This is a genomic window from Kutzneria kofuensis, assembly GCF_014203355.1.
GTDB lineage: Bacteria > Actinomycetota > Actinomycetes > Mycobacteriales > Pseudonocardiaceae > Kutzneria > Kutzneria kofuensis.
Genome location: NZ_JACHIR010000002.1, coordinates 493,744 through 520,137, shown reverse-complemented (window position 1 = coordinate 520,137; position 26,394 = coordinate 493,744). Strand labels below are relative to the sequence as shown.

Annotated in this window: 28 protein-coding genes; 15 read left to right on the top strand and 13 right to left on the bottom strand. The window is 70.6% G+C overall.

All coding sequences use genetic code 11. From position 1 onward, the window contains the following. Window positions 1–128: 128 nt before the first annotated feature. Window positions 129–1,271: an HNH endonuclease signature motif containing protein gene (locus BJ998_RS48875; protein WP_184869589.1), complete on the bottom strand. Its 1,143-nt coding sequence runs from the start codon at window positions 1,269–1,271 to the stop codon at window positions 129–131. Between the two features lie 378 nt (window positions 1,272–1,649). Between BJ998_RS48875 and BJ998_RS41400 the strand changes: the two genes are divergently transcribed. The 5 genes from BJ998_RS41400 to BJ998_RS41380 are packed head-to-tail and all read left to right on the top strand — an operon-like array spanning window position 1,650 to window position 7,481. Then, window positions 1,650–2,732 carry a carboxylate-amine ligase gene (locus BJ998_RS41400; RefSeq protein ID WP_184869588.1) on the top strand — a complete coding sequence of 361 codons (1,083 nt, stop codon included), beginning with the start codon at window positions 1,650–1,652 and terminating at the stop codon, window positions 2,730–2,732. Between the two features lie 19 nt (window positions 2,733–2,751). Further along, entirely contained in the window at window positions 2,752–4,245 is a 1,494-nt protein-coding gene (locus tag BJ998_RS41395; RefSeq protein WP_446685018.1) for an aminotransferase class I/II-fold pyridoxal phosphate-dependent enzyme, read from the top strand. Continuing rightward, complete coding sequence (locus BJ998_RS41390; protein WP_184869587.1) at window positions 4,242–5,408, top strand: amidohydrolase; 1,167 nt, start codon at window positions 4,242–4,244, stop codon at window positions 5,406–5,408. Before BJ998_RS41395 ends, BJ998_RS41390 begins: the two co-directional genes overlap by 4 nt. 32 nt (window positions 5,409–5,440) lie before the next feature. Then, entirely contained in the window at window positions 5,441–6,514 is a 1,074-nt protein-coding gene (locus BJ998_RS41385; protein WP_184869586.1) for a carboxylate-amine ligase, read from the top strand. Beyond that, the gene (locus BJ998_RS41380; protein ID WP_184869585.1) at window positions 6,504–7,481 is read left to right on the top strand and encodes an iron-containing redox enzyme family protein; all 978 of its coding nucleotides are present in this window, start codon (window positions 6,504–6,506) and stop codon (window positions 7,479–7,481) included. The genes BJ998_RS41385 and BJ998_RS41380 overlap by 11 nt, the downstream gene beginning before the upstream one ends. Here the strand turns inward: BJ998_RS41380 and BJ998_RS41375 are convergent. The 4 genes from BJ998_RS41375 to BJ998_RS41360 all read right to left on the bottom strand — a co-directional run bounded on the left by BJ998_RS41375 (window position 7,454) and on the right by BJ998_RS41360 (window position 10,671). Further along, entirely contained in the window at window positions 7,454–7,654 is a 201-nt protein-coding gene (locus tag BJ998_RS41375; protein ID WP_184869584.1) for a CDGSH iron-sulfur domain-containing protein, read from the bottom strand. The two genes, BJ998_RS41380 and BJ998_RS41375, sit on opposite strands and share 28 nt — an antisense overlap. After that, entirely contained in the window at window positions 7,638–8,327 is a 690-nt protein-coding gene (locus BJ998_RS41370; RefSeq protein WP_312890637.1) for a HemK2/MTQ2 family protein methyltransferase, read from the bottom strand. Before BJ998_RS41370 ends, BJ998_RS41375 begins: the two co-directional genes overlap by 17 nt. Window positions 8,328–8,492: 165 nt before the next feature. Then, the gene (locus BJ998_RS41365; protein ID WP_184869583.1) at window positions 8,493–9,470 is read right to left on the bottom strand and encodes a DNA topoisomerase IB; all 978 of its coding nucleotides are present in this window, start codon (window positions 9,468–9,470) and stop codon (window positions 8,493–8,495) included. A gap of 22 nt (window positions 9,471–9,492) precedes the next feature. Then, entirely contained in the window at window positions 9,493–10,671 is a 1,179-nt protein-coding gene (locus tag BJ998_RS41360; protein ID WP_221339549.1) for a PP2C family protein-serine/threonine phosphatase, read from the bottom strand. 73 nt (window positions 10,672–10,744) lie between these two features. Here BJ998_RS41360 and BJ998_RS41355 point away from each other — a divergent pair, with 73 nt between their 5' ends. From BJ998_RS41355 to BJ998_RS41340, 4 genes are read left to right on the top strand one after another with little or no spacing between them, the layout of a single operon-like run. Beyond that, on the top strand, window positions 10,745–11,092 hold the full coding sequence (locus BJ998_RS41355) for a DUF8129 domain-containing protein (RefSeq protein WP_184869582.1): 348 nt from the start codon (window positions 10,745–10,747) through the stop codon (window positions 11,090–11,092). Between the two features lies 1 nt (window position 11,093). Continuing rightward, a complete protein-coding gene (locus tag BJ998_RS41350) occupies window positions 11,094–11,894 on the top strand; it encodes an MBL fold metallo-hydrolase (RefSeq protein WP_184869581.1) in 801 nt (266 codons plus the stop codon). 16 nt (window positions 11,895–11,910) lie between these two features. Continuing rightward, complete coding sequence (locus tag BJ998_RS41345; RefSeq protein ID WP_184869580.1) at window positions 11,911–12,333, top strand: hypothetical protein; 423 nt, start codon at window positions 11,911–11,913, stop codon at window positions 12,331–12,333. Beyond that, window positions 12,330–13,499, top strand: a complete 1,170-nt coding sequence (locus BJ998_RS41340) for a zinc-dependent alcohol dehydrogenase (protein ID WP_184869579.1) — start codon at window positions 12,330–12,332, stop codon at window positions 13,497–13,499. Before BJ998_RS41345 ends, BJ998_RS41340 begins: the two co-directional genes overlap by 4 nt. Before the next feature lie 4 nt (window positions 13,500–13,503). Here the strand turns inward: BJ998_RS41340 and BJ998_RS41335 are convergent, their stop codons facing one another. Beyond that, window positions 13,504–14,601 carry a carboxylate-amine ligase gene (locus BJ998_RS41335; RefSeq protein ID WP_184869578.1) on the bottom strand — a complete coding sequence of 366 codons (1,098 nt, stop codon included), beginning with the start codon at window positions 14,599–14,601 and terminating at the stop codon, window positions 13,504–13,506. Further along, complete coding sequence (locus BJ998_RS41330) at window positions 14,583–16,400, bottom strand: FAD/NAD(P)-binding protein (protein ID WP_184869577.1); 1,818 nt, start codon at window positions 16,398–16,400, stop codon at window positions 14,583–14,585. The genes BJ998_RS41335 and BJ998_RS41330 overlap by 19 nt, the downstream gene beginning before the upstream one ends. An 89-nt stretch (window positions 16,401–16,489) precedes the next feature. On the opposite strand from BJ998_RS41330, the gene BJ998_RS48235 reads away from it, so the two are divergent. Genes BJ998_RS48235 through BJ998_RS41315 form a run of 3 tightly spaced genes read left to right on the top strand, consistent with a single transcriptional unit; the run spans window position 16,490 to window position 18,508 of the window. After that, window positions 16,490–17,344, top strand: a complete 855-nt coding sequence (locus tag BJ998_RS48235) for a Rieske (2Fe-2S) protein (protein ID WP_184869576.1) — start codon at window positions 16,490–16,492, stop codon at window positions 17,342–17,344. 8 nt (window positions 17,345–17,352) lie between these two features. Next, complete coding sequence (locus tag BJ998_RS48230; RefSeq protein WP_184869575.1) at window positions 17,353–17,547, top strand: DUF2188 domain-containing protein; 195 nt, start codon at window positions 17,353–17,355, stop codon at window positions 17,545–17,547. Window positions 17,548–17,584: 37 nt separating this feature from the next. Beyond that, window positions 17,585–18,508 carry a PrsW family intramembrane metalloprotease gene (locus tag BJ998_RS41315; RefSeq protein ID WP_184869574.1) on the top strand — a complete coding sequence of 308 codons (924 nt, stop codon included), beginning with the start codon at window positions 17,585–17,587 and terminating at the stop codon, window positions 18,506–18,508. 2 nt (window positions 18,509–18,510) lie between these two features. On the opposite strand, the gene BJ998_RS41310 is transcribed toward BJ998_RS41315, so the two are convergent. Together BJ998_RS41310 and BJ998_RS41305 are read right to left on the bottom strand one after the other, a co-directional pair. Beyond that, window positions 18,511–18,708, bottom strand: a complete 198-nt coding sequence (locus tag BJ998_RS41310) for a DUF3072 domain-containing protein (RefSeq protein ID WP_184869573.1) — start codon at window positions 18,706–18,708, stop codon at window positions 18,511–18,513. Window positions 18,709–18,785: 77 nt separating this feature from the next. Then, complete coding sequence (locus tag BJ998_RS41305) at window positions 18,786–19,169, bottom strand: DUF3618 domain-containing protein (protein ID WP_184869572.1); 384 nt, start codon at window positions 19,167–19,169, stop codon at window positions 18,786–18,788. 134 nt (window positions 19,170–19,303) lie between these two features. Here BJ998_RS41305 and BJ998_RS41300 point away from each other — a divergent pair, with 134 nt between their 5' ends. Next, complete coding sequence (locus tag BJ998_RS41300) at window positions 19,304–20,371, top strand: sodium:calcium antiporter (RefSeq protein ID WP_184869571.1); 1,068 nt, start codon at window positions 19,304–19,306, stop codon at window positions 20,369–20,371. Window positions 20,372–20,373: 2 nt separating this feature from the next. Here the strand turns inward: BJ998_RS41300 and BJ998_RS41295 are convergent, their stop codons facing one another. Further along, window positions 20,374–21,063 carry an AfsR/SARP family transcriptional regulator gene (locus tag BJ998_RS41295; RefSeq protein WP_184869570.1) on the bottom strand — a complete coding sequence of 230 codons (690 nt, stop codon included), beginning with the start codon at window positions 21,061–21,063 and terminating at the stop codon, window positions 20,374–20,376. Between the two features lie 204 nt (window positions 21,064–21,267). On the opposite strand from BJ998_RS41295, the gene BJ998_RS41290 reads away from it, so the two are divergent. Both BJ998_RS41290 and BJ998_RS41285 read left to right on the top strand, forming a co-directional pair. After that, entirely contained in the window at window positions 21,268–22,098 is an 831-nt protein-coding gene (locus tag BJ998_RS41290; protein ID WP_184869569.1) for a manganese catalase, read from the top strand. Window positions 22,099–22,101: 3 nt separating this feature from the next. Beyond that, on the top strand, window positions 22,102–23,349 hold the full coding sequence (locus BJ998_RS41285) for an Nramp family divalent metal transporter (RefSeq protein WP_184869568.1): 1,248 nt from the start codon (window positions 22,102–22,104) through the stop codon (window positions 23,347–23,349). 31 nt (window positions 23,350–23,380) lie between these two features. On the opposite strand, the gene BJ998_RS41280 is transcribed toward BJ998_RS41285, so the two are convergent. The 3 genes from BJ998_RS41280 to ctaD are packed head-to-tail and all read right to left on the bottom strand — an operon-like array spanning window position 23,381 to window position 26,252. Then, the gene (locus BJ998_RS41280; RefSeq protein WP_184869567.1) at window positions 23,381–23,959 is read right to left on the bottom strand and encodes a hemerythrin domain-containing protein; all 579 of its coding nucleotides are present in this window, start codon (window positions 23,957–23,959) and stop codon (window positions 23,381–23,383) included. Continuing rightward, window positions 23,956–24,438 carry a DUF4383 domain-containing protein gene (locus BJ998_RS41275; protein WP_184869566.1) on the bottom strand — a complete coding sequence of 161 codons (483 nt, stop codon included), beginning with the start codon at window positions 24,436–24,438 and terminating at the stop codon, window positions 23,956–23,958. Before BJ998_RS41275 ends, BJ998_RS41280 begins: the two co-directional genes overlap by 4 nt. 59 nt (window positions 24,439–24,497) lie before the next feature. Further along, window positions 24,498–26,252 (bottom strand): aa3-type cytochrome oxidase subunit I, encoded by a 1,755-nt coding sequence (ctaD, locus tag BJ998_RS41270; RefSeq protein WP_184869565.1) that lies wholly within the window; start codon window positions 26,250–26,252, stop codon window positions 24,498–24,500. Window positions 26,253–26,394: the final 142 nt, after the last annotated feature.

Below are 26,394 nucleotides of genomic sequence, written 5' to 3'. Positions count from 1 at the left end.
CTTCGCCTGCCCCTCGCGCGGAGAGCTTAGGCCATCGTCCACCTCCACACAAAATCGGCCCAAGTGCATTGCTGGGGGTGGTGGGTTGGCGGTTGTTGGTCGCTGTGGAATTGTCAAAGAACCGGGGGTCAGTATTCGAAGGGGCGAGTCGTGTAATGGCGGCCGGTCGGGGTGGTCCAGTGTGAGGTGCCGTCAGGGTCCCTGGTCACGGTGTAGTTGTCGTGTTTGCGGTGGTGGTGCCAGGCGCAGAGGCCCTGGAGGTTGGCGGGCTCGGTCTCGCCCTGCGGCCAGGGGGTGATGTGGTCGTACTCCTGAATGGGGCTGGCGCAGCCGGGGGCGGTGCAGGTCCCACCGGCGGACGCGTGGGCGAATTCCTTCATCAGGGTGGTGGGGCGGTAGGTGTCGGTGGTGATGGCGGTGGCGTGGCGGTGTTCGTCGAGGAGGATGCCCCGCCACGGGCCGTGCATGGCCAGCTCCCGGGCAGCATCCGCTGAGATGGGTCCGTAGCCGGCGAGGTGGCCGGGGTCGTTGGTCAGGCCCATCAACGTCTCCATGGAGAGGGTGACGAAGGTCCGGACGTTCCAGTCGCGGGTCGTGCCCCGCAACCGGTCGAGTAGGACATCGGAGCGTTTCTGGTCGGTGGTGCGGTCGTCGGCAGGGAGGGCTTTGGCGTCTTTGCAGAGTTGTTGGAACACGACGTGGGCGTCGGTGGCGGGCAGGATCCAGGTCAGTTTGGCCATGCCGTCGGGGAGTGGGGAGAACTCGACCCGGCGGTCTTTGGTGGCTTTGTGGCAGCGTTGCTCGTAGCCGTCGGGGTCGGCGTGGGCGACCAGGGCGGTGGTCTTGCGGCACAGCTGGGTCCGGTTCAACCCGGCGGCCACGTCGACCAGTGCATCCTCAACCTCGGTGACCAGGTCGGGGGACAGGTGCCGGACCCGCTCCCGCACCGCGTCCAGTCGGCGGAAGTCCAACTCGCCGCGTCGTAGCTGGTCGGCCAGCCGGGGCAGCATCTCCAACACCACACTGGCTTCTTTCCGCCGGGCCACGGTCTGTTCAGGTTCGGTGAGGGCCATGGCGAGCTCGGTGGGGTCCTCGGTCCGACGCAGCGCGGCCAGCTCGACCCATTCGCAGGCGGACTTCAGTTTGCGGGCGAGAATGGACACCGTCACCAACTGGTCGGCGCCCAGACTTTCCCAGTCCACACCCATGACCAGGTCGAACAGGTCCCCACTGGGTTCCCTGTTCTCCATTTCACGGGTGAGTTCTTCCATACCTCCAGAATACTCGCACGCGTGATCGAACTCGAATCACTAACGGGTGATTGTTTCATGCATAATCGCGCCGACCGCCACTCCGGCGGTGAGACCGAACACCTGAGCGTGGATTTTGTGTTGAGGTGGACGATGGCCTGAGCTCTCCGCGCGAGGGGCAGGCGGAGCCTGCCCCGGAATTGCCCCTCGGAGGCCATCGTCCAGAGGCTCCACACAAAATCCACGCGACCCACAAGTGCGACCACGCAACCCACAACCATGACCACGCGACCCCCATCGCAAAAACCCGCCCCCAACCGACCACCCCAAAACCCACCACCCCCGACCGCCAACGCCCCCCACGTTTGAACGACCCTCACCACCGGGCATCTTCCCCCCATGACCGACAGACCGGGTCTGACGCTGGGCGTCGAGGAGGAGTTCCTCCTGGTCGACGCCACCGGCCGCCTCGCTGCCGCCGGCCCCGAGATCTCCGAGCAGATCGACGACATCGACGACCTGGACGGACAGGTCGAGCACGAACTCCGCCGCTGCCAGGTGGAATCGGCGACCGCCGTCTGCGAGACGATCGACGAGGTCGTCAACGGCCTGCATGCCCTCCGTGACGGCCTGGCGGCCAAAGCCGCGGAGCAGAACCTCCGTCTGCTCCCCAGCGGCACCGCCCCCATGGCGGACGACCGTCCCCCACGCTTCACCCCCGACGTCCGCTACCACCGCATGGCCCGCGAGTTCGGCGCGATCGCCCAGGCGTCGCTGACCTGCGCCTGCCACGTCCACGTGTCGATCCCCGACGCCGCAACGGGATTACGCATCAGCAACCACATCCGCCCGTGGCTGCCCGTGCTTCTGGCACTGACCGCCAACTCCCCGTTCCACAACGGTGACGACACCGCCTACGCCAGCTGGCGCCACGTCCTGTGGACCCGCTGGCCGTCCGCCGGCCCGCCGCCGCACTTCGATTCCGTCGACGCCTACGAGTCACGGGTCGAGGCGCTCACCGTTGCCGGCGCGGCACTCGACCGCGCCATGCTCTACTGGGACATCCGGCTCTCCGCGCACCAACCCACCGTCGAGGTGCGCATCGCCGACGTGCTCCCGACCCCCACCGAAGCAGCCCTGCTCGCCGCGCTGATCCGCGGCCTGGCCGCCCAGTCGGCCGACTCCCGCCCGGCCGCTCAACCCCCACCGGAGGTCCTGCGGGCGTGGCTGTGGCGGTCCGCTCGCGACGGCCTCACCGGCCGGTGCGTCCACCCCCGCACCGGGAACCTCGTGCCCGCCTGGCAGGTCGTCAACGACCTGGTGGCCGACCTCAAACCCTGCCTCGGTGACGACGCCGACTTCGTGACCCAGGCCCTGGCCCAGGTCCGCGCCTCGGGCAACGGCGCGCAACGTCAGCGGGCCGCCCACGACAACGCCGAAAACATGGCCGACGTGCTCGACGTGCTGGCCTGGACGGGCTGACCCGCGCTGGTTTCCGCTGGTGACGGCGCGGGAATCCGAGCGCATGGACCACAGCAAGGCGCCGGTGCTCGACGCGCTCGTCGAGTACCACGAGCAGCGCATGACACCGTTCAACCCGCCCGGCCACAAGCAGGGGCGTGGGGCGGACCGCCGGGTCGTCGACGTCGTCGGGGAGGGCGTGTTCCGCAGCGACGTCCTCGGCCCCAACGGGCTCGACGACCGGCTGATGCGACACGGCGTGCTGCAGGAGGCCCAGGAGCTGATGGCCGACGCCGTCGGCGCCGAGCACACGTTCTTCTCCACGTGCGGCAGCTCGCTGTCGGTGAAGAGCGCGATGCTGGCGGTGGCCGGGCCGCACGAGAAGCTGATCGTGGTGCGGCACGCGCACAAGTCGGTCATCTCCGGCCTGATCCTCAGCGGCGTCTCACCCGTCTGGGTGCATCCGCACTGGGACGGGGAGCGGCACCTGTCGCATCCGCCCGGCCCGGACGAGGTGCGGGCGGCGTTCGAGGCCGAGCCCGAGGCCAAGGGCATGCTGCTGGTGACCCCGACCGACTACGGCACGTGCGGGGACATCGCGGCCATCGCCGAGGTGTGCCACGAGTTCGACCGGCCACTGATCGTGGACGAGGCGTGGGGCGCGCACCTGCCATTCCACCCGGACCTGCCGCCGTGGGCGATGGACGCCAACGCCGACCTGTGCGTGACGAGCGTGCACAAGATGGGCGCGGCGGTCGAGCAGAGCTCGGTTTTCCATCTGCAGGGCGACCGCGTGGATCCGGCGGTGCTGAAGGCGCGCGAGGATCTCCTTGGCACCACTAGTGCTTCGTCACTGGTGTACGCCACATTGGACGGTTGGCGGCGGCAGATGGTCGAGGACGGCGAGAAGCTGCTGTCGACCGCGTTGTCGCTGGCGCACCGGGTTCGCCGGGAGATCGACGAGCTGCCGGGGTTGCGGGTGATGGGGGAGCGGGAGTTCGTGGGCCCCGACCTGGCGGCATCGTTGGATCCGCTCAAGGTGGTCGTCGACCTGTCCGGCCTGGGCATCAGCGGCTACCAGGCGGCGGACTGGCTGCGGGCCCGCAAGCGCGTGACGGTCGGCCTCTCCGACCACCGGCGGATCGTGGCGATCCTGACCATCGCCGACGACGACTACACGGCGTCGGTGCTGGTGGACGCCCTGCGGGACCTCACCCAGGCGGCCGAGCGGATGAAGCGCCCGCCGGCCGTCGACCTGCCCCGGCCCGACGAGTTGGAGCTCCAAACGGTGATGCTGCCGCGCGACGCCTTCTTCGGCGAGACCGAGCAGGTCGACGTGGACAAGGCGGTCGGACGGGTGGCGGCCGAGATGATCAGCCCGTATCCGCCCGGGGCGCCGGCGCTGGTGCCGGGTGAGGTGATCACCCGCGAGGTGCTGGACTACCTGCGCAGCGGGCTGAACGCGGGCATGCAGCTGCCCGATCCGGCCGACTCGGAGCTGAAGTCGGTCCGCGTGGTCAAGGATCCGGCGTGACCGTGCACGAGCGGGTGCGGGAGGAGGTCGAACGCCACGCGGACGAGCTGTGGCGGATCAGCCTTCTCCTGCACGACAAGCCGGAACTCGCCTTCCAGGAGCACCTGGCCAGCGCCGAGCTGGTGTCCGCGCTCACGGCGGCGCAGTTCGAGGTGGAGCACGGCGTCGCCAGCCTGCCGACGGCCTTCCGCGCCCACTGGGGCACGGGTGCGCCGCCGCGGGTGGCGTTGCTGCTGGAGTACGACGCGTTGCCGGGGCTCGGGCACGCTTGCGGGCACAACCTCATCGCCACCGCCGGCCTCGGCGCCGCGCTCGCCGTGCGGTATGCGATGCCTGATCTCGCCGGGACGCTGATGGTCATCGGCACGCCGGCCGAGGAGGGCGGCGGTGGCAAGGTGCTGGAGCTGAAGGCCGGCGTCTTCGACGGGATCGAGGCGGCGCTGATGTTCCACCCCGGCGTGCACGACTGGCGGTACGCGCCGCTCACCGCGCAGATCGAGGTCGGCGTCCGGTTCCACGGCCGCGCCGCGCATCCCACCGGCAATCCCACCGAGGGCATCGACGCGCTCGCCGCCCTCGTGCAGCTGTTCGGGGCGTTGGCGATGCTGCGGTCGCGGCTGCCGCTGGGTTCGCACGTGCAGGGCATCATCACGGAGGGCGGGACCGCCACGAACATCGTGCCCGACCTGGCCGAGGGGCGGTTCGGCATCCGGGGCCTGACCACGGCCGCCCGTGACGACCTGGTGGCGCAGCTGACCGAATGCGCCCACGGCATCGCCCGGGCGACCGGCACGACCGTCGATGTCTGGCCGGCGAGCGACGGCTACCAGCACGTTCGTGACAATGCCGCCCTGTCCGGCGCCTTCGCCCAGCACATCGCCGAATCCGGTATCACCCTGGGCGAGCCGACGCCGGGAGTTTTCCTCGGCTCCTCGGACATCGGCGACGTCAGCAACACGCTGCCGGCGATCCACCCGTTCGTGGCCATCGCGGACGCCGACCAGTCCGACCACACGCCGGAGTTCGCGGCGGCAGCCGCCAGCCCGCGGGGCCGGGCGGTGATGCTGGCCGCCGCACGGGCGCTGGCCGACACCGCCGTCGACGTGCTGACCCGGCCCGACCTGCTCGACCGGGCGTGGCGGGACTTCCACGCGGCCGGTTGAGTGCCGTGTTCGGCGGGTATCTCGGCGGGGTGATGAGCACGGTCGGAGTCGAGGAGGAGTTCCTCCTCATCGACCGCTCCGGCACCACAACGCCGCGGGCGGCCGAGGTGCTGGCGCGGTGCGCCGGGCCGCTGCCCGCCGGGATGAGGGTGCAACGGGAGTTGCGCGACACCCAGGTGGAAGTGGCCACCGGTGTCTGCAGTGACGCCGCCGAGCTGCGGGGCCAGCTCGCGGCCGGTCGCCGGGCACTGGCCGCTGCCGCCTCCGCCACGGACGTGCGTGTGCTGGCCACCGGCACGCCGGTGCTGGGCTCCGCGCAGCCGGAAAAGGCTGTGGACCCACGGTTCGGCCGCGTCGACGAGCTGTACGGGGACATCGCGAGCGATTACGAGGCGTGCGGTTGTCACGTGCACGTCGGCGTGCCGGACAAGGACACGGCGGTGGCCGTGGTCAACCACGTGGCCCGGTGGTTGCCGACATTGCTGGCGCTGTCGGTCAATTCCCCGTTCTACAATGGACAGGACCGCGGCTACGAGAGCTGGCGCATCGTGCAGCAGTCGCGGTTCCCGGGCTCCGGCATCGCTCCCTGGTGCGCCGATCATTCCCGGTGGCAGCAGGAGGTCTCACGCCTGGTGGACTGCGGAGTTCTCGTGGACGAGAAGCAGACCTTCTGGTTCGCCCGGCCCTCGCCGCGGTGGCCCACGGTCGAATTCCGCGTCGCCGACACCGCGGCCACTGTGGACGATGCCGTGTTGCAGGCGCTGCTGTGTCGTGCGCTGGTGAACACCGCCTTGGCGCAACTGGACCGTGGGGTGGAGGCGTTGCCGGTGCAGACTGCCGCCGCGGCCGTCTGGACGGCGTCCCGGTACGGAATGGACGGTCCGGCCGTCGATCCGGTGCTGGGAAAGCAGGTGTCGGCCTCCGTCATGGTGGCGCTGTTGCTCGATCATGTGCGGGACGCGCTGGTGGACGCCGGCGAGCTCGACGAGGTGCACCGGTTGCTGCGGGACCGGTGCACCGGGGCCACCCGCCAGCGCCTGCTGGCCGCGGCCGGCCTGTCCGCCGTCGTACGACAGCTTTCCTTGGGAGGCAACGATGATCGCTAGGGGACCGCTGTCCGAGGAGGTCATCGGCGTGCTGCGCCGGCCCGCCGGGTCGGTGCGGCCGTCGGGCCCGGCCGACGACGCCGACCCGTTCGGCGAGGACCTCCAGCTCGCCCTGCACCTGTGCTACGAGCTGCACTACCAGGGGCTGCCCGACGTCGACCCGGCGTGGGAGTGGGACCCGGACCTGTTGCGGTTGCGCGGTTCCATGGAGCGTGTCTTCGAGGACGCCTTGCACGCCGCGGTTCCCGGCGGCGACGACGTGACCGGGGAGATCGACGAGCTGCTCGTCGAGCACGTGCCCGGCAGCGGGCTCAGCCACTTCCTGCGTGACGAGGGGGAGTGGTGGCAGATGCGAGAGTTTTTCGTGCACCGCTCGATCTACCACCTCAAGGAGGCCGACCCGCACGCGTGGGTGATTCCCCGGCTGAGCGGCCGGGCCAAGGCCGCGCTGGTCGCCGTCGAGTTCGACGAGTTCGGCGGCGGCCGGGCCGAGCGGGTGCATGCCCGGCTGTTCGCCGATCTGCTCGACGCCGCCGGGCTTTCGTCCGGATACCTGCACTACCTCGACGACGTGCCGGCCTGTTCCCTGGCCACCGTCAACATGATGTCGCTGTTCGGTCTGCACCGCCGGCTGCGCGGCGCCCTGGTCGGCCACTTCGCCGCCGCCGAGATCAGCACCGGGCCCAGCGCCCAGCGGATGGAGAACGCGTTGACCCGTCTCGAGGCTCCCGACGCCTGCCGGCTGTTCTACACCGAGCACATCGAGGCCGACGCCGTGCACGAGCAGGTGCTGCGTCGTGACGTCGTCGGCGATCTGCTTGCTCGGGAACCGGAACTGGCCGCCGACATCGTGTTCGGCATCCAGGCCACGGAGTTGCTGGAGCAGCATCTTGCCGACCACCTGCTGTCCTCCTGGCGGAGCGGCCGGTCCTCGCTGCGTCAGGAGTCGCGGACCCTCTTGCGGTGACTGGTGTCGCAGAACGGGTAGCGCTTGCTGCGTCGGCAGGCGCACACCGCCACCACGAACCGATCGGACCGCGCCGTCGTGCCGTCCGGCAACACGATCTCGACGGGCCCGTCCACCAGGACGGGCCCGCCCGGCTCCACGACCACGCGGCGGTGCTCACGGTCGGTCGGCACGGATCACCACCAGGTCCTCGTGGCGTTGCCCCGGCTCGATGAGCCCCTCCTGCTCCAGGAACTCCGTCCTGCTCCGCATCACCGGTCCGAACGGGATCGTGCTGGTCAGCACCACGTCCGCCCGCAGTCCACCTTCCCGCAACTGCCGCAGCGACTTGTCCGTGTCGGACAGTGCCGAGTGGACCATCAGCAGAAACCCGTTCGGTTTCAACAACTGTGGCATCGACCTGCAGATCGGGTCCAGCAGTGCCCGGCCGTCCTTCCCCGCGTTCCAGGCCCTCCGTCGCCCTCGGGTGACGGTGTCCGCCGGACACGGCACGTACGGCGGATTCGCCAGTACCACGTCGAAAGACGCCTTCGCCGGCAACGCCAGCATCGACCCCCGCAACGCCGTGATTCGCTGCCCGTTCAACCAGGCGTTCAACCGCGCCGACAACACCGCCCGCCTGGACACGTCGATGGCGACGACGTGCCTGGCCCCCAACATCGACGCCGTGATCGCCAGCGCCCCCGTCCCCGTGCAGATGTCCAGCACGCGGGCTCCCGGCGGAATCCTCGCCGCCGCGGCGGCCTCCGCCAGCAGCCAGGTGTCCGACTGCGGCCGGTACACGCCGGGCGAGCGGAACAGCCGCAGCGCCGGCGAGGGAACGAGCCGCTCCTCGAAGGTGGTCACCGCTCCGGAATAACCCCAGCTGACCAGTCCAAACCAGATGTCCCCGACCCCGGCGAGTCACGCTCTCCGGCACACCGAATGTAGGTTTCGAGCAGAACTGAGATTCGAGGCTCACTTCTGCCCGAAAGCGACATTCGGTGTGTCCCAGAGCGTGACTCGCGGGGGTCAGTCGTCGAAGTTGATGCGGGTGAGGAGGCGGGCCACGGAGCGTTCCACCCGTTCGAGGTCGGTGGCGGGGCGGATGGTCATGTCCTGCTCGAAGGCGCGGACGACCCGGGGATCCACATAGGACTTGCGGGCGATGGCGGGGGTGTTGCCGAGGTGGTGCGCGACCTGTTTGAACATCTCGCGGACGGCGGTGCGCTTGCTGCCCTGGCCCTTGCGGCCGGCGAGGATGACGGCGGCGAGCACGGTGGCGTTCCAGGTGCGGAGGTCCTTGACGGTGAACTCGTCGCCGACCAGCTCGTGCAGGCGCTCGTTGACGTCCTGGGAATCGAGGGGACGCCAGTCCTTGCCGTTGCGGTACATGAGCAATCGGTCACTGCCGGTACGGGAGCGTTTGAGGCTGGAGACGGCCTTGGCCAGCTCGGGATCCTCCAGGGCGACGCGGCGTTCCTTCTTGCCCTTGGCGAGAAAGCAGAAGTCCAGGCGGTCGCGGCGGACGGTGACGTGGGTACGGAGCAGAGTGGACACGCCGTAGGTGCCGTTGGACTCGACGTACTCGTCGTTGCCGATGCGGAAGACGCCCTGTTCGAGCATGCGAAGGGCGACGGCGGTGACGCGCTGGCGGGCCAGGCCGCCGGCGTCGAGGTCGGTGGCGATCTGCTGGCGCAGGGCGGGAAGCTTGGCGGAGAGTTTGCGGACACGGTCGAACTTCTGCCGGTCGCGGTCCTCCCGCCACTGGGTGTGGTAGAGGTACTGCTTACGGCCCGCGTCGTCGGTGCCGGTGGCCTGGATGTGGCCGTTGGGCCAGGGACAGATCCACACGTCCCGCCACGCGGGTGGAATGGCCAGCGCCCGGATCCGGTCGAGGGTGGCGGGATCGGTCACGGGCGTGCCGTCGTAGTGCTGGTAGCCGAACCCGCGGCCACGGCGACGCCGGGTGATGCACTCGCCGGTCAGCCGGCTCCGTCTCAACCGCATAGAGCCGGAATACCCGTTCTGCTCAGGCGGAACCGATCGTCAGCCGGTGTTGCTGGTCGCCGCGCCACTCCAGCAGCAGCGCGGTGGCGTCGTCCTGCAGCCGGCCGTGCTGGTGCGAAAGCACGGCACGCATCAGCCGCCGCAGGGTTTCCGGCGCGGGGTAGCCGTCGGCGGCGCCGCGGGCGACGAGGTCGGTGAACCGCTGCAGCCCGAATTCGCGGCCCTGGTCGTCCCGCGCCTCGGTGATGCCGTCGGTGTAGAACAGCACCCGGTCGCCGGGCTGCAGCTGGTACCGGCACTCGGTCGCGGGGATGCCCAGGTCGAAGCCCATCGGCGGCGCGGGCGGGCAGCGCAAAGTGGTCAGCCATCGGCCCTGCCGGATCAGCAGCGGCGGCGGGTGGCCGCGGTTGACCCACGTGAGCAGGCCGGTCGAGGGCCGAAGGTGGGCCAGCACGCCGGTGGCGAAACGCTTCCGGTCGAACTGCCGTGCGATGGCGTCGTCGATCGCGTCCCCGATCTCCGCCAGCGGCGCGCCGCGCCGGCGGGTGTTGCGGCACGCGCCGGTGGCGAGGGTGACGGTCAGGCCGGCGGACTGGTCGTGCCCCATCGCGTCGAAGACGGACAGGTGCAGCAGGTCCGGCGACACCGCGTAGTCCACCGCGTCGCCGCCGATCTCGTACGCCGGCTCGAGGACTCCGGCCACGGCGAGGTCCTTGGTGGCGAAGGTCAGCGGCGGCATCAGCGGCCAGATCACCTCCGACGGCAGCGACATCGGACGGGACCGGACGACTGTCGGGTAGCTGTCGCTGTGCAGACGTTTGCTGACGATCAGCAGCGCCGCCAGCGAGGCCAGGGCCCGCAGCCTCGCCACCGTGTCGTCGTCGCCGGCCGTCGCGCCGAGCACGCCGATGCGCTCGGTGCCGTCCAGCATGGGAACCCACAGCGACGACTGGCTGGTGACCACCTGCACGTTCCGGAACGCCCAGCCGGCCGCGGTGGTGTCGATCGCCAACCTTTCCGCGGTGTCGTCCAGACGGACGAGGTGCTCCTCACGTAGGTCCGCCAGGTACGCCACCACGTCCGTGAGGCCGGCCGCCGCCCCGTGCCCGGCGACGAGGCCGGCGAGGTCGTCGAAGGTGGCCAGGTGGCTCGCCTCCAACAGGCCGGCCAGCATCCGTGCCACGGAACTGGGCGCACTCATACCGCACGGCTACCCGTCGGCCCGGCCGCTAATCGGGCGATTGTCCGCCCGGCGCACGGGTATCCGGCTCCCCATGACCAACCAGGAACTCCCCTTGCCCGACTACGACCACCTGCCGGTGTCGTCGTTGCGACACCGGATCCGCAGCCTCCGCGAGGACGATCTCACCGAGCTCCGCGGCTACGAGAACGGGCACGCCCGGCGGGTCGCCGTGCTGGAGATGATCGATGCTCGGGTCGACGCGCTCCGGCACGGCGCCCAGCCCTCGACCGGCGATCCGACGGCGCGGCGGCCGGAGCAGCCGCCCGGCGTCGACGCGGGGCCCTCGGTCACCCGCCAGACCGCCGCGCCGCCCGGTGGGCCGCCGCCGCACGGCACGCCCGCGCAGCCGGCCCATCCGAAGGCCGATCGGCAGACGTGAGATGGCGGCCGGCTCGATCACCTTCATCGGCACGGCCACGACCCTGCTGCGGCTGGACGAGTTCACCGTGCTCACCGACCCGAACTTCCTGCGCCGGGGCCAGTGGGCCTACCTGGGCAAGGGCCTCGCCAGCCGGCGGCGAACCGAACCCGCCCTCCAAGTCCACGAGCTGCCGCCGCTGGACGCCGTCGTGCTCTCGCACCTGCACGGCGACCACTTCGACCGGACGGCCCGGCGTGGCCTTGACCGCGCGACGCCGGTCGTCACCACGCCGAAGGCCGCGCGCCGGCTGCACAGTTCCGGCTTCGGGGAGGCCGTCGGGCTGCGGACATGGCAGCAGCAGGAACTGCGCAGCGGACCGGCATCGCTGGTCATGACGTCGCTGCCCGGCCGGCACTCGTTCGGCCTGGTCGGGCGGCTGATGCCGCCGGTCATGGGCACGCTGCTGGAGTACCGGTCGCACGCCGGGGCGCGGCCGCTGCGGATCTACCTGACCGGCGACACGCTGATGCACGACGAACTCGGCGAGATCGGCCGGCGGTTCCCCGAGATCGACCTCGCCGTGGTCCACCTCGGCGGCACCAGGGTGCTCGGCGCTCTGGTCAGCATGGACGGCCTCCAGGGCCGTGACCTGCTGGCCATGCTCGAGCCGCGGCACGCCGTGCCGGTCCACTACGACGACTACGGCGTGTTCAAGACGCCGCTGTCGCAGTTCCGCGACGTCATGGCGGCGAGCGACCTGTCGACCTCGGTGCACTACCTGGAGCGGGGCCAGACCCACCAGATCACCACCGTCCACTGAACGGAAGGCACGAGGTATGAGAACAGCAGCCAAGGCGGGAATCCTCGCCGGCGTCGGCGCGGCGGCGATCGCGCTGGGACGACGTCTCCAGGCCGCGAGCGACAGCCGCGACGACCACTGGCTCGCCGTGACGGTCAACTGCTCGCCCGACCAGCTCACACCAGCCGAGTCGCTGCCGGAACCGTTGGCCCGGCTGCGTGATCGCGTCGAGCTGCGGGTGCGGCCGGCCGCCGGGGACAAGGGCACGGAACTGCTGGCCCGGCCGGACGACGAGAGCGTGTCCCGGTCGGATCTGCGGGTGGCGTTACGGCAGGCGAAGTCCCTGATCGAGACGGGGCTCGTGATCCACCCGGACGCGCCGGGGTCGGCACATCCGGGGCCGGCCGGGCGGCTGCTGGGCGCGGTCGTGGGCCGGGCGCAGAAGGAGGGCCGGCTGTGAGGGCGCTGTGCTGGGAGGGCGTCAACGACGTGCGGGTGCAGGACGTGCCCGACGCGCGCATCCAGGACGCCGAGGACCTGGTGCTGCGGGTGGGGCTGAGCACCGTCTGCGGCTCGGACCTGCACCTGCTCACCGGGCACATCCCGTTCATGCAGGCCGGTGACGTCATTGGGCACGAGTTCATGGGCGAGGTCGTCGAGGTGGGGCCGGGAGTGACCCGGCACAAGCCGGGCGACCGGGTGGTGGTGTGCTCGTTCATCGGCTGCGGCCGGTGCTGGTACTGCCGGCACGACCTGTGGTCCCTGTGCGACAACACCAACACCGATCCCGGCATCACCCAGGGGCTGTGGGGCGCCGACCCGGGCGGCATCTTCGGCTACTCGCATGCCATGGGCGGCTTCCGGGGCAGTCACGCCGAGTACGTCCGGGTGCCGTTCGCCGACCACACCGCGATCCCGATCCCGGACGGCGTCGACGACCAGAGCGCGTTGTTCGCGTCGGACTCCGTGCCGACCGGGTGGATGGGCGCGGACCTCGGCGGCGTCCAGCCCGGGGACGTCGTCGCCGTGTGGGGGAGCGGCGCGGTGGGGCAGATGGCCGCCCGGGCCGCCCAACTGCTCGGCGCGGAACGGGTTCTCGTCATCGACCGGTTCGACTACCGGCTGCGCCAGGCCGAGCGGGTCTTCGGTGTGGAGACGCTGAACTACGAGGCCGTCGACATCGGCGCCGCGCTGCGGGAGGAGACCGGTGGGCGCGGTCCGGACGTGTGCATCGAGGCGGTGGGGTGCGAGGCGCACAGCCCCGGCCCGCAGCACGTGTACGACCAGGTCAAGAGCAAGCTCAAGCTGGAGACCGACCGGCCGATCGCGGTGCGGGAGGCCGTCTTCAACTGTCGCAAGGGCGGTTCCGTGTTCGTGCTCGGCGTGTTCACCGGTTTCGTGGACAAGTTCCCGCTCGGCGCGCTGATGAACAAGGGGCTGACGTTGCGGGCCGCCCAGCAGCACGGCCAGCGCTACGTGCCGATGCTGCTGGACCGCATCGCCAAGGGGGAGTTGAGCACCAGTCACCTCGCCACCCACATGCTGCCGTTGGAGGAGGGCGCGCTCGGATACGAGATGTTCAAGGAGAAGACGGACGGCTGCGTGCGGGCGGTCTTCCGGCCGTGACCGCTCACGGACACGCCGGCGCGTCACAGGGGACCGTGGCTTCGGCGAGCATCGTGACGACGTCCTCGGGTTTGCCGGCGCGGGCGAAAGCGGCGAGTTGCCGTGACGCGCCGGCACCGACCCGGCCGAGCTGACGGGTCACCCGCTCGACGAAGTCCTGGTCCTCGTCGTCCAACACCGGGCGAACCTCCGCGACCAGCCGGTCGAGGGCGTGGAACTCGGGCGGGCTGCCGCTGGGGGCGGCGCAGCGCCCACGGAGCCCGTCCCGCGCGGAGAGCCATAGGTCCGCTCGGATGACCTCCTGCGCCACCTCGGGCGCGTCGTCGTCGGTGAGCAGCGCCAGGGCGACCAATCCGCGCACCAGGACGGCGATCAGCGCGGCCTCCTGCGCGGTGATGGTGACGTCGCAGACGCGGATCTCCACCGTGGGGTACGTCGGCGAGAGCCGGATGTCCCAGTACGCCATCGCCGGATCCAGCAACGCCCCGGAGCGAGTCATCGTGTCCAGCGTGGAGTCGTACTCGTCCAGCGACCGCAGATACGGCGGCGGCCCGGCGGAGGGCCAGTTCGACATCTGCATGTGCCGCCAGCTGGCGTAGCCCGTGTCGGCGCCGTCGTTGAACGGGGAGTTCGCGCTGACCGCCAGCAGCACCGGCAGCCACGGCCGCAGGTGGTTGAGCACGTGCAGCCCGGTCTCCCGGTCGGGCACGCCGACGTGCACGTGGCAACCGCAGACGTTGGCCGACTTGAGCAGGCTGCGGAAGTGGCTGGCGATCTGGTGGTAGCGGCGTTCGGACGTCAGCGGCGGGGGAGTGGCCTCCGGCAGCGGCGGCGTGCCGCTGGCGATGAGCCGGAGGTCCCGCTCGCGGGCGGACGCCGACAGCGTCTCGCGCAGCCGGCACAGATGGCCGAGGAGCTCGCCCACGCCGGTGCAAACCGGCGTCGCCGACTCCACCTGGCAGGCGATCATCTCGTGCTGGAGCTCGTCGGTCTCGCCGCCGGAGCCGCCCAGCACGGAGCGGCCCGCCGGCACGGGGCGGCCGGTGGCGTCGACGACGAGGAACTCCTCCTCGACGCCGAAGGTCAAGCCGGAATCGGCCACGATCGCACCTCCCCGGCCAGCACGGCGCCGGCGATCGCGTCGGCGTCGCGGCGGAACGGGCTGTCCTGTCCCGGCCGGCCGGTGCCGACCTGCGTGAACCAGCGGGTGTTCTGGGTGACGACCCCGATGGCGTGGATGTCGCGGTCGGGCACGCCCCGGGCGTCGACCACGTGGAAGGGGGACCTGGTGACGGCCAGGCCGCCGCTGGCGAACCGCCGCCCGGTGGCCGGGTCCGCGTTGACGTGCTCGCTGATCATGCCGTCGGCCAGCAGTTGGCGCAGCAGCGGGTTGGTGTCGCGGCGCAGGTCCGCACCCGGCGCCCGGGCGTCCAGCAGGACGTCGGCCAACCGCCGGGAACCGGCCACCGCGGGCGATTCCGTCACGAACAGGCCCGAGTCGCCGGCCGAGAACCGCGCGTCGGGGCCGACGACGTCCACCACGCCGGCCTCGATCAACGCCGCCAGCTGCTCGACGTGCGCCACGGGCGGCCCGGCCGACAGCAGGAAGCTCATCGGCGCCCAGCGCGTCAGGAAATCCCGCTGCGAGTCCGGCAGCAGGCCGTCGAAGTCCACCACGTCCGGCATGGCCGGGCGCAGCGAGCGCATCACCTCCAGCGCCGCCTTGACGGGGTCGATGGTCGACCCGGCCGAGGCCCTGGCCACGTCCTCGCGCAAAACGCCGAGCAGCCGGGACCGGAACTCGTCCGGGCCGCCGAACCCCTGGTCGGCGAAGGGAGCGGCCAGCTTGCCGACGTCGAAGGGCGGCACGTCGTCCAGGTCGAAGTCGGCCAGCGCGTCGAGGCTGAAGGCGGCGGCCGCCTCGTCGCCGTGCCGCTGGCGCACGATGCAGCGGTAGTACGCGTACTCGAGCTCGGCCCGGACCAGCGGCTCCACCTCGGCGGCGAAGTCCAGCTTCGCGCTACCACGGCGGTCGGCGGCGGCCGCGCGCAGCTCGGCCAGCTTGTCCTCGGTGAGGATGACCGGGCGCGGAGCGAGCTCGGCGGGCTCGGTCAGCTCGGCGCGGGCGAGGAAGGGCAGGCCGCTGCGCGACCCGGCGACCATCCGCGGCTCCAAGCCGCTGGGCACATAGCGCAATTCACCGGCCAGCCGGACGAAGCGGCCACCTCGACCCACCGACAGCGCGCGGGTGACGTCGTAGAACGTCAGGCCCAGGCCGCGGATCGCGACCGTGCTGTCCGGTTCGATGTCGTCCAACGGCATCGTCGCGGCCATGCCACCGCGGATGTAGCGGCCATGGTTCATCAGCCGGAGCTCCTCGTCGTCGGGCTCCAGACCACTGTGGCCGGTGGCCAGGACAACCTTGTCCACAACGAGATCAGGATGTCCATTGTCGACGGTGAGGTGCAGTTGACCGTCCACACGGCGCAGTGCCGTCGCGGTGCCGGTCAACGGGAACACCCGCACGCCGGGCGGGGCGGACGCGCACAGCCGGGCGAAGGTCTCCCTCAGGTAGCGGCCGTATTTCGCCCGGCTGGGGTACGTCTGCCGGGCGGAGTCGGCGTCGTGCCCGGCCCACTCGGCGAACGACCGCGGTGTGCCCGGCGAATCGAGGGACTGCGCCGTCAGTTCGGCGGCGGTGGCGTTGGTCGCGTACCACTCGGGCTGGTCGCTCCGCCACACCTGGCCGGAGCCGTGCTCAACCGGGTCCAGAGCCCAGATCACGACCTCTTGGCCGCCCGGGCGGCGGCGCAGCCGGACCAGGAGCCGTTCCAGCACGGCCAGTCCGCGCGGCCCGCAGCCCACGATCGCGACCCGCAGCCGCTGGTTCCGTGACGTCATCGTCCGTTGCCTCGCACGGCGCTCTGGTACCCGCCCGAGGACTGGGTCAACCTTTGTTTATCCGCCCCAGTTCTGGGCATGCCGGCAGCATGGAGCAGCCTCGTGTCTTCGACCGGATCGCCGACGACGAACGACTGGACGCCGTGGGCGACGCGTTGCGCCGGGGTGTGCACGCGGTCCTGCGCCCGGGTGTGGTGAAGGATCTGCTGCACGGCGTGTTCCTCGGCCACCCGCTGCACCCCGCGCTGGTGCAGGTGCCCATCGGCTGTTTCGCCAGCGCGGCCGTGCTCGACATCGGCGGCAACTCCCGGGACGCCGCCCGCCTGATCGGACTCGGTGTGCTCAGCAGCGTTCCGGCGGCCGCGGCGGGACTGGCCGACTACGCGGACAGCCAGCAGGACCACCGGCGGGTCGGCGTCGTGCACGCCGCGGCCAACTCGGCCGCCCTGGTCTGCTACGTCGCCTCGCTGGCGCTGCGGGCCAAGGGCCGGCGGCGTGGTGGCGTCCTGTCGGCGATGGCGGGCCTGACGTTCAGCATGGCCGGGGCCACCCTCGGCGGCGATCTCGCGTTCCGCCGGGCGGTCGGCGCCAACCATTCCGAGCACGCCTCGCGGGTCGGCCCGGCCGACTGGTGTGATCTCGGCTATGTCGAGCAGTTCGCCGAGTCGAAGCCGACGCGCCGGATGGCGGGGGACATCCCGGTGCTCGTGGTGCGGCGGGGCGAGGACTTCGCGGTGCTCCACGACCAGTGCAGCCACATGTCCGGCCCACTGTCCGAGGGGGAGCTGACGGAGGTCGACGGCGTCGACTGTGTCCAGTGTCCCTGGCACGGCAGCGTTTTCCGGCTCGACGACGGCCGGCCGGCCCACGGGCCCGCCACCGCGCCGCAGCAGCGGTTGGACAGCCGGGTACGTGGCAGCCGACTCGAAGTCAAGATGGCGTAGGGGAAGCGGTGTCCGACGGAGATGTGATCACCTACAACGAGGACGGCGTCTGGAAGACGCGGGTGGAGGGCAACAGCAGGGCCTCGCGGATCAGCGCGGACCGGGGCGACGCGGTCGCCTTCGGCCGCCGCGTGGCCCGGGAACGCGGGGTCCGGCACATCGTGCTGGACCCCGCGAAACCCAATCCCGACAGCGATTCCTAGTCGGCATCACCGCGCCGGACTCGGGTACACCCCGGGTATGCGCGCTGCTGATCCCACCCCTGTGCGGGGCCGCCGAGCCTGGCTTCGCATCCTGGGCACCGGGTTGGTGCTGTGGCTGCTCACGGTCGTGGTGACGTTCCTGACCGGAAATCCCAATCTGGTGCCGACCCTGGTGCTGCTGGGCAGCTTCCTCGTCCCTGTCACGTTCGTCGCCTGGGCCTTCGGGCACCGTCACAGCGGTGAGGTCACCGCCGAACTGCTGCTGACCACCTTCATCACCGGCGGTGTGCTCGGTGTGCTCGGCGCATCTCTGCTGGAGACGTACCTGCTGCACCCGTCGGCCGGCCTGTTCATCGGTGTCGGCCTCGTCGAGGAAGCCGTCAAGCTCGCCGCCCTCGCCGTGCTGACCCGTCGCCTGACCCGCAAGTACGCCCTCGACGGCATGATCCTCGGCGCCGCGGTCGGCTTCGGCTTCGCGGCCTTCGAGTCGGCGGGCTACGCCTTCACGGCATTGTTCACCGAGCAGGGGCTGTCGCTGATGGACCTGGTCCAGACGGAGATTCTCCGAGGCCTGCTCGCGCCGGTCGGTCACGGCCTGTGGACGGCGATCCTGGGCGGTGTGCTGTTCTCGGCCAGCGACCATCGGCACTTCGCGTTCACCCGCCGCCTGCTGCTGTCGTACCTGGGTGTTTCCCTGCTGCACGCGCTGTGGGACGCCATGCACGGCATCGCCCTCGCGCTCACGCTGCTGCTGACCGGCACGCCGAGGCAGTTCGAACTGCTGGAGCAGGGCTACCAGCCCCGGCCGACACCGTTGCAGGTCAACCTGTTCACGGTGTTGAGCTGGGGCGGTCTCGCGGTGCTGGCCGTGATCGGTGTGCTGTGGCTGGTCATCGAACGCCACACCGCGGCCCGCTCGGAGCGGTCCGCGGTGTTCTTGCGTCTGCCGACGATCCGGTGAGGTCAGCCTCGCCCGGTGCGCTGCTGCAACTCGTCGATCCGGCGCGAGGCCTCCGCCTTGGTCAGGTTCTCCGGCGGCGGCTCCTCCCCGGCCTCCTGGGCCAACGTGCCCAGGTACGAGGCCTGCGGGCCGGTCATCGGCTCCTCGCCGGTCGTCCACTGCTCGACGGGCTTCTCCGGGTTCAACTCGGGCTCGCTCATCGCGCACCTCCCACACGCATCGGTTCGACGCGCCGGGAGTGCCCGACCGGGCGCTGGTCGAAACCCTGTTCGAGAAGTCAGTCGTGGGACCGGCGCAGCAGCAGCCGCAGCAGCACGATCAGCCCGGCCAGCCCCAGCAGCACCATGCCGGGCCGCTGGCGGACCACGTCCATCGTGCGGTGCGCGGGCTGCCGGACGGCCTCGGGCAGGTCGTCGATCTTGCGCTCGGCCTCGTCGAGTGTGTGCACCGCGGTGTCCTTGACCTGGGCAGTCGCCTGCTGGGCCTTGCCGGCCGCGGTCGCGGCCACCTGCTGGGCCTTGGCCCCGACCTTCTGCATCCCCTCGCTGGCCCGTGCCTGCACGTCGAGCTTGTCGGACAGCTGCTGCACCGTCTCGCCCAGCGCCTCACGGGTGCGCTCGGCCTGCTCTCGCAGCTCCGCGGCCTGATCCTTCGCGTTCATGTCGCGCTCCTGTTCACGAACCGGGTGGTGACGGGCGGATACCCAGCCGTGAATCGGACGACACCCGGGTTGAGCGCACGAGGTTCCGGTTACTCGCACTGGGTTGCTTACACTGGGACGAACGGAGGCCGTGGATGTCTGGACTGCCGCTGCCGGTGCTGCTGGCCATCTTCGCCGTGGCCGCCGCCGCCATCTGGATCGCCGGTGTGCAGCTGTCCAACCAGACCGACGTGCTGTCCACCCGATTGCACCTCGGATCGGCGCTGGGCGGACTCATCCTGCTGGCGGTGGCCACGAACCTGCCGGAGCTGGCCATCGTCGCCACCGCGGCGGTGTCGGGCAACCTCGGCGTGGCCGTCGGCAACATCCTCGGCGGCATCGCCATCCAGACCGTGGTCCTGGTCGTGCTGGACGTGGCCGGCGTGCGCGGCGGGCGGCCGCTCACCTACCGGGCCGCGTCGCTCGTGCTGGTGTTGGAAGGCATGCTCGTGATCGCGGTGCTGGCGGTGGTCGTGGCCGGCACACAGCTCCCGTCCGACCTCATCGCGTTCCGCCTGACGCCGGGGCCGGTGCTCATCACCGTGCTGTGGGTGGTGGGGCTGCTGCTCCTGCACCGCGCCGGCACATCCCTGCCGTGGCAGGAGTCCGGGCAGGCGCCCGACGGCCAGGACCGCCCGCGGGGGCATCGCCGCAAGCACGTGGAGCAGCAGGCCACCGACAAGGGAACCAGCACCGCCAAGGCAGCCGTCATCTTCGGCGTCGCCGCCGTGATCACGCTCGTCGCCGGCGTGGCGCTGGAGCGCAGCGGCGACGCCATAGCCGACCACATCGGACTTTCGGGCGTCCTGTTCGGCGCGACGGTGCTCGCCGCCGCCACCTCGCTACCGGAGATCTCGACCGGCCTGACCTCCGTGCGCAATGGCGACTACCAGCTCGCCGTCAGCGACATCTTCGGCGGCAACGCCTTCCTGCCCGTCCTGTTCCTGCTGGCTACGCTGCTGTCGGGCCAGTCGGTGCTGCCGCAGGCGCAGAACACCGACATCTACCTCACCACACTCGGCATCCTGCTCACTCTGGTGTACGCGGCCGGCCTGCTGTTCCGGCCGACCCGGCGCATCGCCGGCATGGGCGTCGACTCACTGGCGGTCCTGGTGTTGTACGCGCTGGGGGTGGCCGGCCTGTTCGCCATCGCCACGGCGTGAGGTCATCTCGGGCCGAGCAGCGGCGCGACCAGGTCGCACATCACCCGTGACGGCACCAAACCGAGCTGGCTGCCCAGCAACTGCCGGTAGAAGTGGTACTGGCGCAAGGCTTCCGCGACGTTGCCGTCGGCCAGGTGCACGGCGACCAGCTCCCGGTACGCGCTTTCCCGCAACGGATCGGCCGCGACAGCGGTCAGGCCGGCGGTCAGCGCCTCGCGCAGCCGGCCATGGTCGCGGCGGTGCGCGCACAGGGATTCCAGGGCGCTGAGGCGGAGCTGGCGGAAGCACTCCCGGTGCACGGCCACCCAGTCGTCCGGCCAGCCCGGCAGGAGATCCGCCACGAGCGCGTCCGCCGTCGCCAGGCTCTCCACGTTGTCGGCCTGGTGACTGGCCCGGACGAAGTCGACCTGCACTCCGTTGTGCAGGTGCAGGTCGTGCGTTCGGCGCACCACGATCGCCTGGCCGGCCACACGGGCGATCCGCCACAGCGTCGAGCGCAGGTTGCCCGAGGCCCGGCGCTCGGATGCGTCGGGCCACAGCGCCGCGGCCATCGCCGCACGCGTGATCCAGCGCTGTTCCAACGCCAGATAGGCCAGCAACCGCTCCGCATTGGGCGCGAGCGCGACCTGCCGGCCGGCCACGCTGAGCGAGAAGCCCCCCAGCAAGCGCAGCACGACTTGTTCCTCACCCATCGAAGCACCTCGACAAATCCGTCACGGCGATCGGAGTCCACCCGAGGTGCCCGGCCGGCGCGGAAGTAATCGTGTTGCCGGCATTCGACGTGGTCGTCCCGTGACGAGGGGTGACCGCGGTCGCCGGTGGGGCCGCGCTCGGTGACACCCGGGTGACAGCCGCTGCCTAGCGTCCGGTCATCGAATCATCGAGAGGAGAACCGGATGTTCTTCCACACCGGCAAACTGCAGTTCGAGGCCAAGCCGGAGCGGCCGGACCCGGTGTACGCGCGGCGGCTGCAGGAACTGGTCGGCGGCGCGGCCGGCGAGATCACCGTGACGATGCAGTACCTGTTCCAGGGCTTCAACTGCCGGATGCCCGGCAAGTACAAAGACATGATCATGGACATCGCCACCGAGGAGATCGGCCACGTCGAGATGCTGGCCACCATGGTGGCCCGGCTGCTCGAAGGCGCGCCGGCCCAGGTCACCGCCGAGGCGGTGGGCGAGGACCCGGTGCTCGCGGCCGTGATCGGCGGCATGGACCCGCAGCAGGCCATCATCGGCGGCGGCGCGGCGCTGCCCGCGGACAGCAACGGCTACCCGTGGAACGGCCGCTACGTGATGGCCAGCGGCAACCTGCTGGCCGACTTCTACGCCAACGTCGCGGCCGAGGCGCAGAGCCGGCTGCAGACCGCTCGCCTGTACGGCATGACCGACGACGCCGGCGTGAAGGCGATGCTGCAGTTCAACCTGGCCCGCGACACCGCCCACCAGAACCAGTGGCTGGCCGGCATCGAGCAGCTGCGGGAGGACGGGCTCGCCGACACCGTTGAGGATTCGCTGCACGAGGTCGAGGTCACCGAGCACGCCGCCACGCTGTGGCACCTGTCCGACGGCACGGAGAGCCAGAACGGCCGGTGGGCCGCCGGGCCGACCCCCGACGGCCGGCACGAGTTCGGGGTCATCACCCAGCCCCAGCCGCTGGGCGAGCCCGGCCTGGCCCCGCCGCCCGACCCGCTGCTGTTCGCCACCGGCCCGACGGCGGCGCAGTAGGCCATGACCGACATCCTCGTCGGCGCCGAGCCGACCGGCTCCCCGGTCGGCTCGGCGCCGGTCGCGACCGCCCGGGCCAAGGCCGTCCGCCCCGGCTGGACCCTGGTCGGGCCGGCGTTCGTGGTCGCCGTCGCCTACATCGACCCGGGCAACTTCGCCACCAACATGGCGGCCGGCGCACGGCACGGCTACCAGCTGCTGTGGGTGATCGGCCTGGCCAACGTCGTGGCGATGTTCGTGCAGTACCTGTCGGCGAAGTTGGGCCTGGCCACGGGGCGGAGCCTGCCCGAGCTGTGCCGGGAGCGGTGGCCGCGGCCGGTGGTGTGGCTGATGTGGGCGCAGGCGGAAATCGTCGTGATGGCAACGGATCTGGCCGAGTTCGTCGGCGCGGCGCTGGCCCTGCACCTGCTGTTCGGCATGCCGATGCCGGCGGCGGGCCTGGCGACCGCCGTCGGCACCTGTGTGGTGCTGGCGGCCGCGCCGGCCGGGCGGCGTCGGTTCACGGTGACGATCGCGGTGTTGCTGATGGCGGTCGTGCTGGCGTTCCTGTGGCAGATCGGCCGCGCCGGCGTCAGCAGCGAGGCGTTCGGCGGTCTGGTGCCCAGCATCGGCGACGGGGACGGCGTCCTGCTCGCGTGCGGAATCGTTGGCGCGACGGTGATGCCGCACGCCGTGTATCTCCACTCCGGACTGACCAGCGGCGGGGATGGCCGTCGCACCCTACGGAGCATCCGCGGTGACATCTTGGTGGCGCTGGGTATCGCCGGCGTGGCGAACCTGGCGATGCTGATGATCGCCGCCGCCGCGTTGCACGGTCGGGGCGGCGCCTTCGAGACCATCGACGAGATCCGGGCCGGCCTGGCCAGCGCGCTGGGACCGACGGTCGGCCTGGTGTTCGCGCTGGCGTTGCTCATTGCCGGCCTTGCCTCGGCCTGCGTCGGCACGCGGTCGGGGGAGATGGTGATGACCGGTTTCCTCGGCGCCAAGATCCCGACCGCCGTGCGCCGGCTCGTGACGATGGCCCCGGCACTGGTGTTGCTGTGCACGGGTGTGGACCCGACGACGGCGCTGGTGATCAGTCAGGTCGTGCTGTCCTTCGGCCTGCCGTTCGCGCTGGTTCCGTTGGTGGTGCTGACCAGCCGACCGGACGTGATGGGGAAGACGGTGAACCGCCGCCCGACCGTGGTCCTGGGAACCCTGGTGGCGGCGGTCATCTGCGGCCTGAACATGCTATTGGTGGTGCAAGGGTGAGGGGCGCCGATCGGGCGGCGCCCCTCACCGGTCATTCGGACGTGCCGGTCGTGCTGCGGCCCATCACCTTGCGGATCGCGTCGCGGACCCGGTCCACGAGCGCCGTCGGCGTGCCGACGACAACATTCGCGGTGCCGCTCTCCACGCCGGGATGCGGATGCGTCGGCGCGATGGCCTCCGCCGCCCGGACCGCCGCCGCCATCGTCTTGAGCCGGTCCCGGTCGTGCCGGGCGCGCAGCGCCGGGAACTCCTCGCGCTCCTCGTGCTCGGCATGCTCGGCCACGTCCTGGCGCAGCTGGCGGAAGGCCTCCATGAAGTGCTCGGCGTCGGGCCCGAGCTTGTCCAACTGCTGCAGCACTTCCTTGGCGTCGTGCTCCTCCCGCAGCCTGGCCCGCACGACCTGGTCGACGCCCGCCTCCCGGGCCGCCGGGTGGACGACCTCCTCCTCGGCCGTCTCGTGCACGGCCAGCAGGTGCACCAGCCGCTCGAACGCCTGCCGGCGCTGGTCGCCGGTGGACATCTCCACCTTGCTGAACAGCCCCTTGATCTCCCGGTGCTGTCGCAGGAGCAACTCGATGACGTCCAGTTCCTCGTCGGAAGTCGTGCTCACGCCTTCCTCCCACCAAGGTCGTCGACGCCCGTGGCCGTGCCGGCGCGGACCGCGCGGTACGCGAGCAGCCCGAGCGCGATCATGCCGATCCCGAGCCCGAAGTGCAGCCAGTTGTCGGGGGTGTTCAGCGGCACGAAGTTGGCCCGGCTCTGCTGGTCGATGACCAGGCCGTAGATCCACAGCACCAGGTAGATCACGCCGCCGACCACCAGATAGGCCGCCGCCGTGCGGGCGGTGCGGGCCAGCGCGATGCCGGCCACGCCGAACACCAGGTGGACGATGTTGTGCAGCACGGAGACCTGGAACAGTCCGAACAGCTTCGCCATCGAGTCGTGACCGGCGAAGCCCATCATGTCGTAGTCGGTCGTCACGCCCGGGATGAAGCCCAGGATGCCGACCAGCAGGAACACCGCGCCGACGACCAGGGCCAGCGTGCTGGCCAGATTCCGCGACGGGGCGAGTGGCTGTTTGCTGCTCATGGGAGCGCCTCGATTCTTCGTCGGTCCCGCCGACTACCCGCACTGTCCTGCACTACGCCTCACTTCTTTTTCGGATCGCCCTGGTCCGAGCCGGTGTCGGACTGCACGGCCGCCGCGCCGACTTCCGACGGCGCGGCGGTCGGCGTCACGTGGGCCTCGTCGCGCAGCCGGTCGATCATGTGCGGATAGTGCAGTTCGAACGCGGGACGCTCGGAGCGGATCCGCGGCAGCGAGGTGAAGTTGTGCCGGGGCGGCGGGCAGGTGGTGGCCCATTCGAGGGAATTGCCGAAGCCCCAGGGGTCGTCCACCTCCACCCGTTCGCCGTAGCGGTAGCTCCGGAAGACGTTCCAGATGAACGGCAGTGTGGAGGCGCCCAGGATGTACGCGCCGATGGTGGAGACCGTGTTCAGCGTGGTGAAGCCGTCGCTGCCGAGGTAGTCGGCGTAGCGGCGGGGCATTCCTTCCGCGCCGAGCCAGTGCTGCACCAGGAATGTCGTGTGGAAGCCGATGAACGTGGTCCAGAAGTGCAGCTTGCCCAACGGTTCGTCGAGCATCCGCCCGGTGATCTTGGGGAACCAGAAGTAGATGCCGGCGAACGTGGCGAACACGATGGTGCCGAACAGCACGTAGTGGAAGTGGGCCACCACGAAGTAGCTGTCGGTGACGTGGAAGTCGATCGGCGGCGCCGCGAGCAGGATGCCGGTGAGGCCGCCGAGCAGGAAGGTGAGCAGGAAGCCCAGGCTCCACAGCATCGGCGTCTCGAAGGTGAGCTGCCCTCGCCACATGGTGCCGATCCAGTTGAAGAACTTCACCCCGGTCGGCACGGCGATGAGGAAGGTCATGAACGAGAAGAACGGCAGCAGCACCGCGCCGGTGGCGAACATGTGGTGCGCCCACACGGTCAGCGACAGCGCGGCGATGGCGAGCGTGGCGAACACCAGCCCCTTGTAGCCGAACACCGGTTTTCGGCTGAACACGGGGAGGACCTCGGAGATGATGCCGAAGTAGGGCAGCGCGACGATGTAGACCTCGGGATGGCCGAAGAACCAGAACAGGTGCTGCCAGAGGATCGAGCCGCCGTTGTGCGGGTCGAACACGTGCGCCCCGAGCTGCCGGTCGGCCAGCAGGCCGAACAGGGCCGCGGTCAGCAGCGGGAAGACCATCACCACCATGATCGAGGTGATCAGGATGTTCCACGTGAAGATCGGCATCCGGAACATGACCATGCCCGGGCAGCGCAGGCAGACAACGGTCGTGATCATGTTGACGCCGCCGAGGATGGTGCCGAGGCCGGACAGGATCAGGCCGGTGATCCACAGGTCCGCGCCGATGCCGGGGGAGCGGATGACGTCCGACAGCGGCGTGTAGGCGAACCAGCCGAAGTCGGCCGCCCCGCCGGGGGTGATGAAACTCCCCAGCACGATCAGGCCGCCGAACAGGTAGGCCCAGTAGGCGAACGCGTTCAGCCGCGGGAAGGCGACGTCCGGCGAGCCGATCTGCAGCGGCAGGATGAAGTTGGCGAAGCCGAACAGGTTCGGGGTGGCATAGAGCAGCAGCATGATCGTGCCGTGCATGGTGAACAGCTGGTTGTACTGCTCCTGGGACAGGAACTGCAGCCCCGGCCGGGCCAGTTCGGTGCGCATCAGCAGGGCCATCGCGCCACCGGCCACGAAGAAGAAGAACGACGTGGTCAGGTACATGACCCCGATCTGCTTGTGATCGGTCGTGCGGAACAGGCTGAGCAGCACGGATCCCTTGGGCGCGCGCATCGCCGGCGCCAGCCGCACCGGTGTCTGCTCGATCGTGGCCGCCATTGCCGCTCCTCACGCCGTGGTCGACTGCCGGCCCGGGCTACCTGCTCGGGGCGGGAACAAACCTCGTGGCGCGGATTGGCCGTGGTCCGTTCGAGTGACACTCGGATTGAGCCGGTTCCGGACGGGTACTGCCGCCCTGATT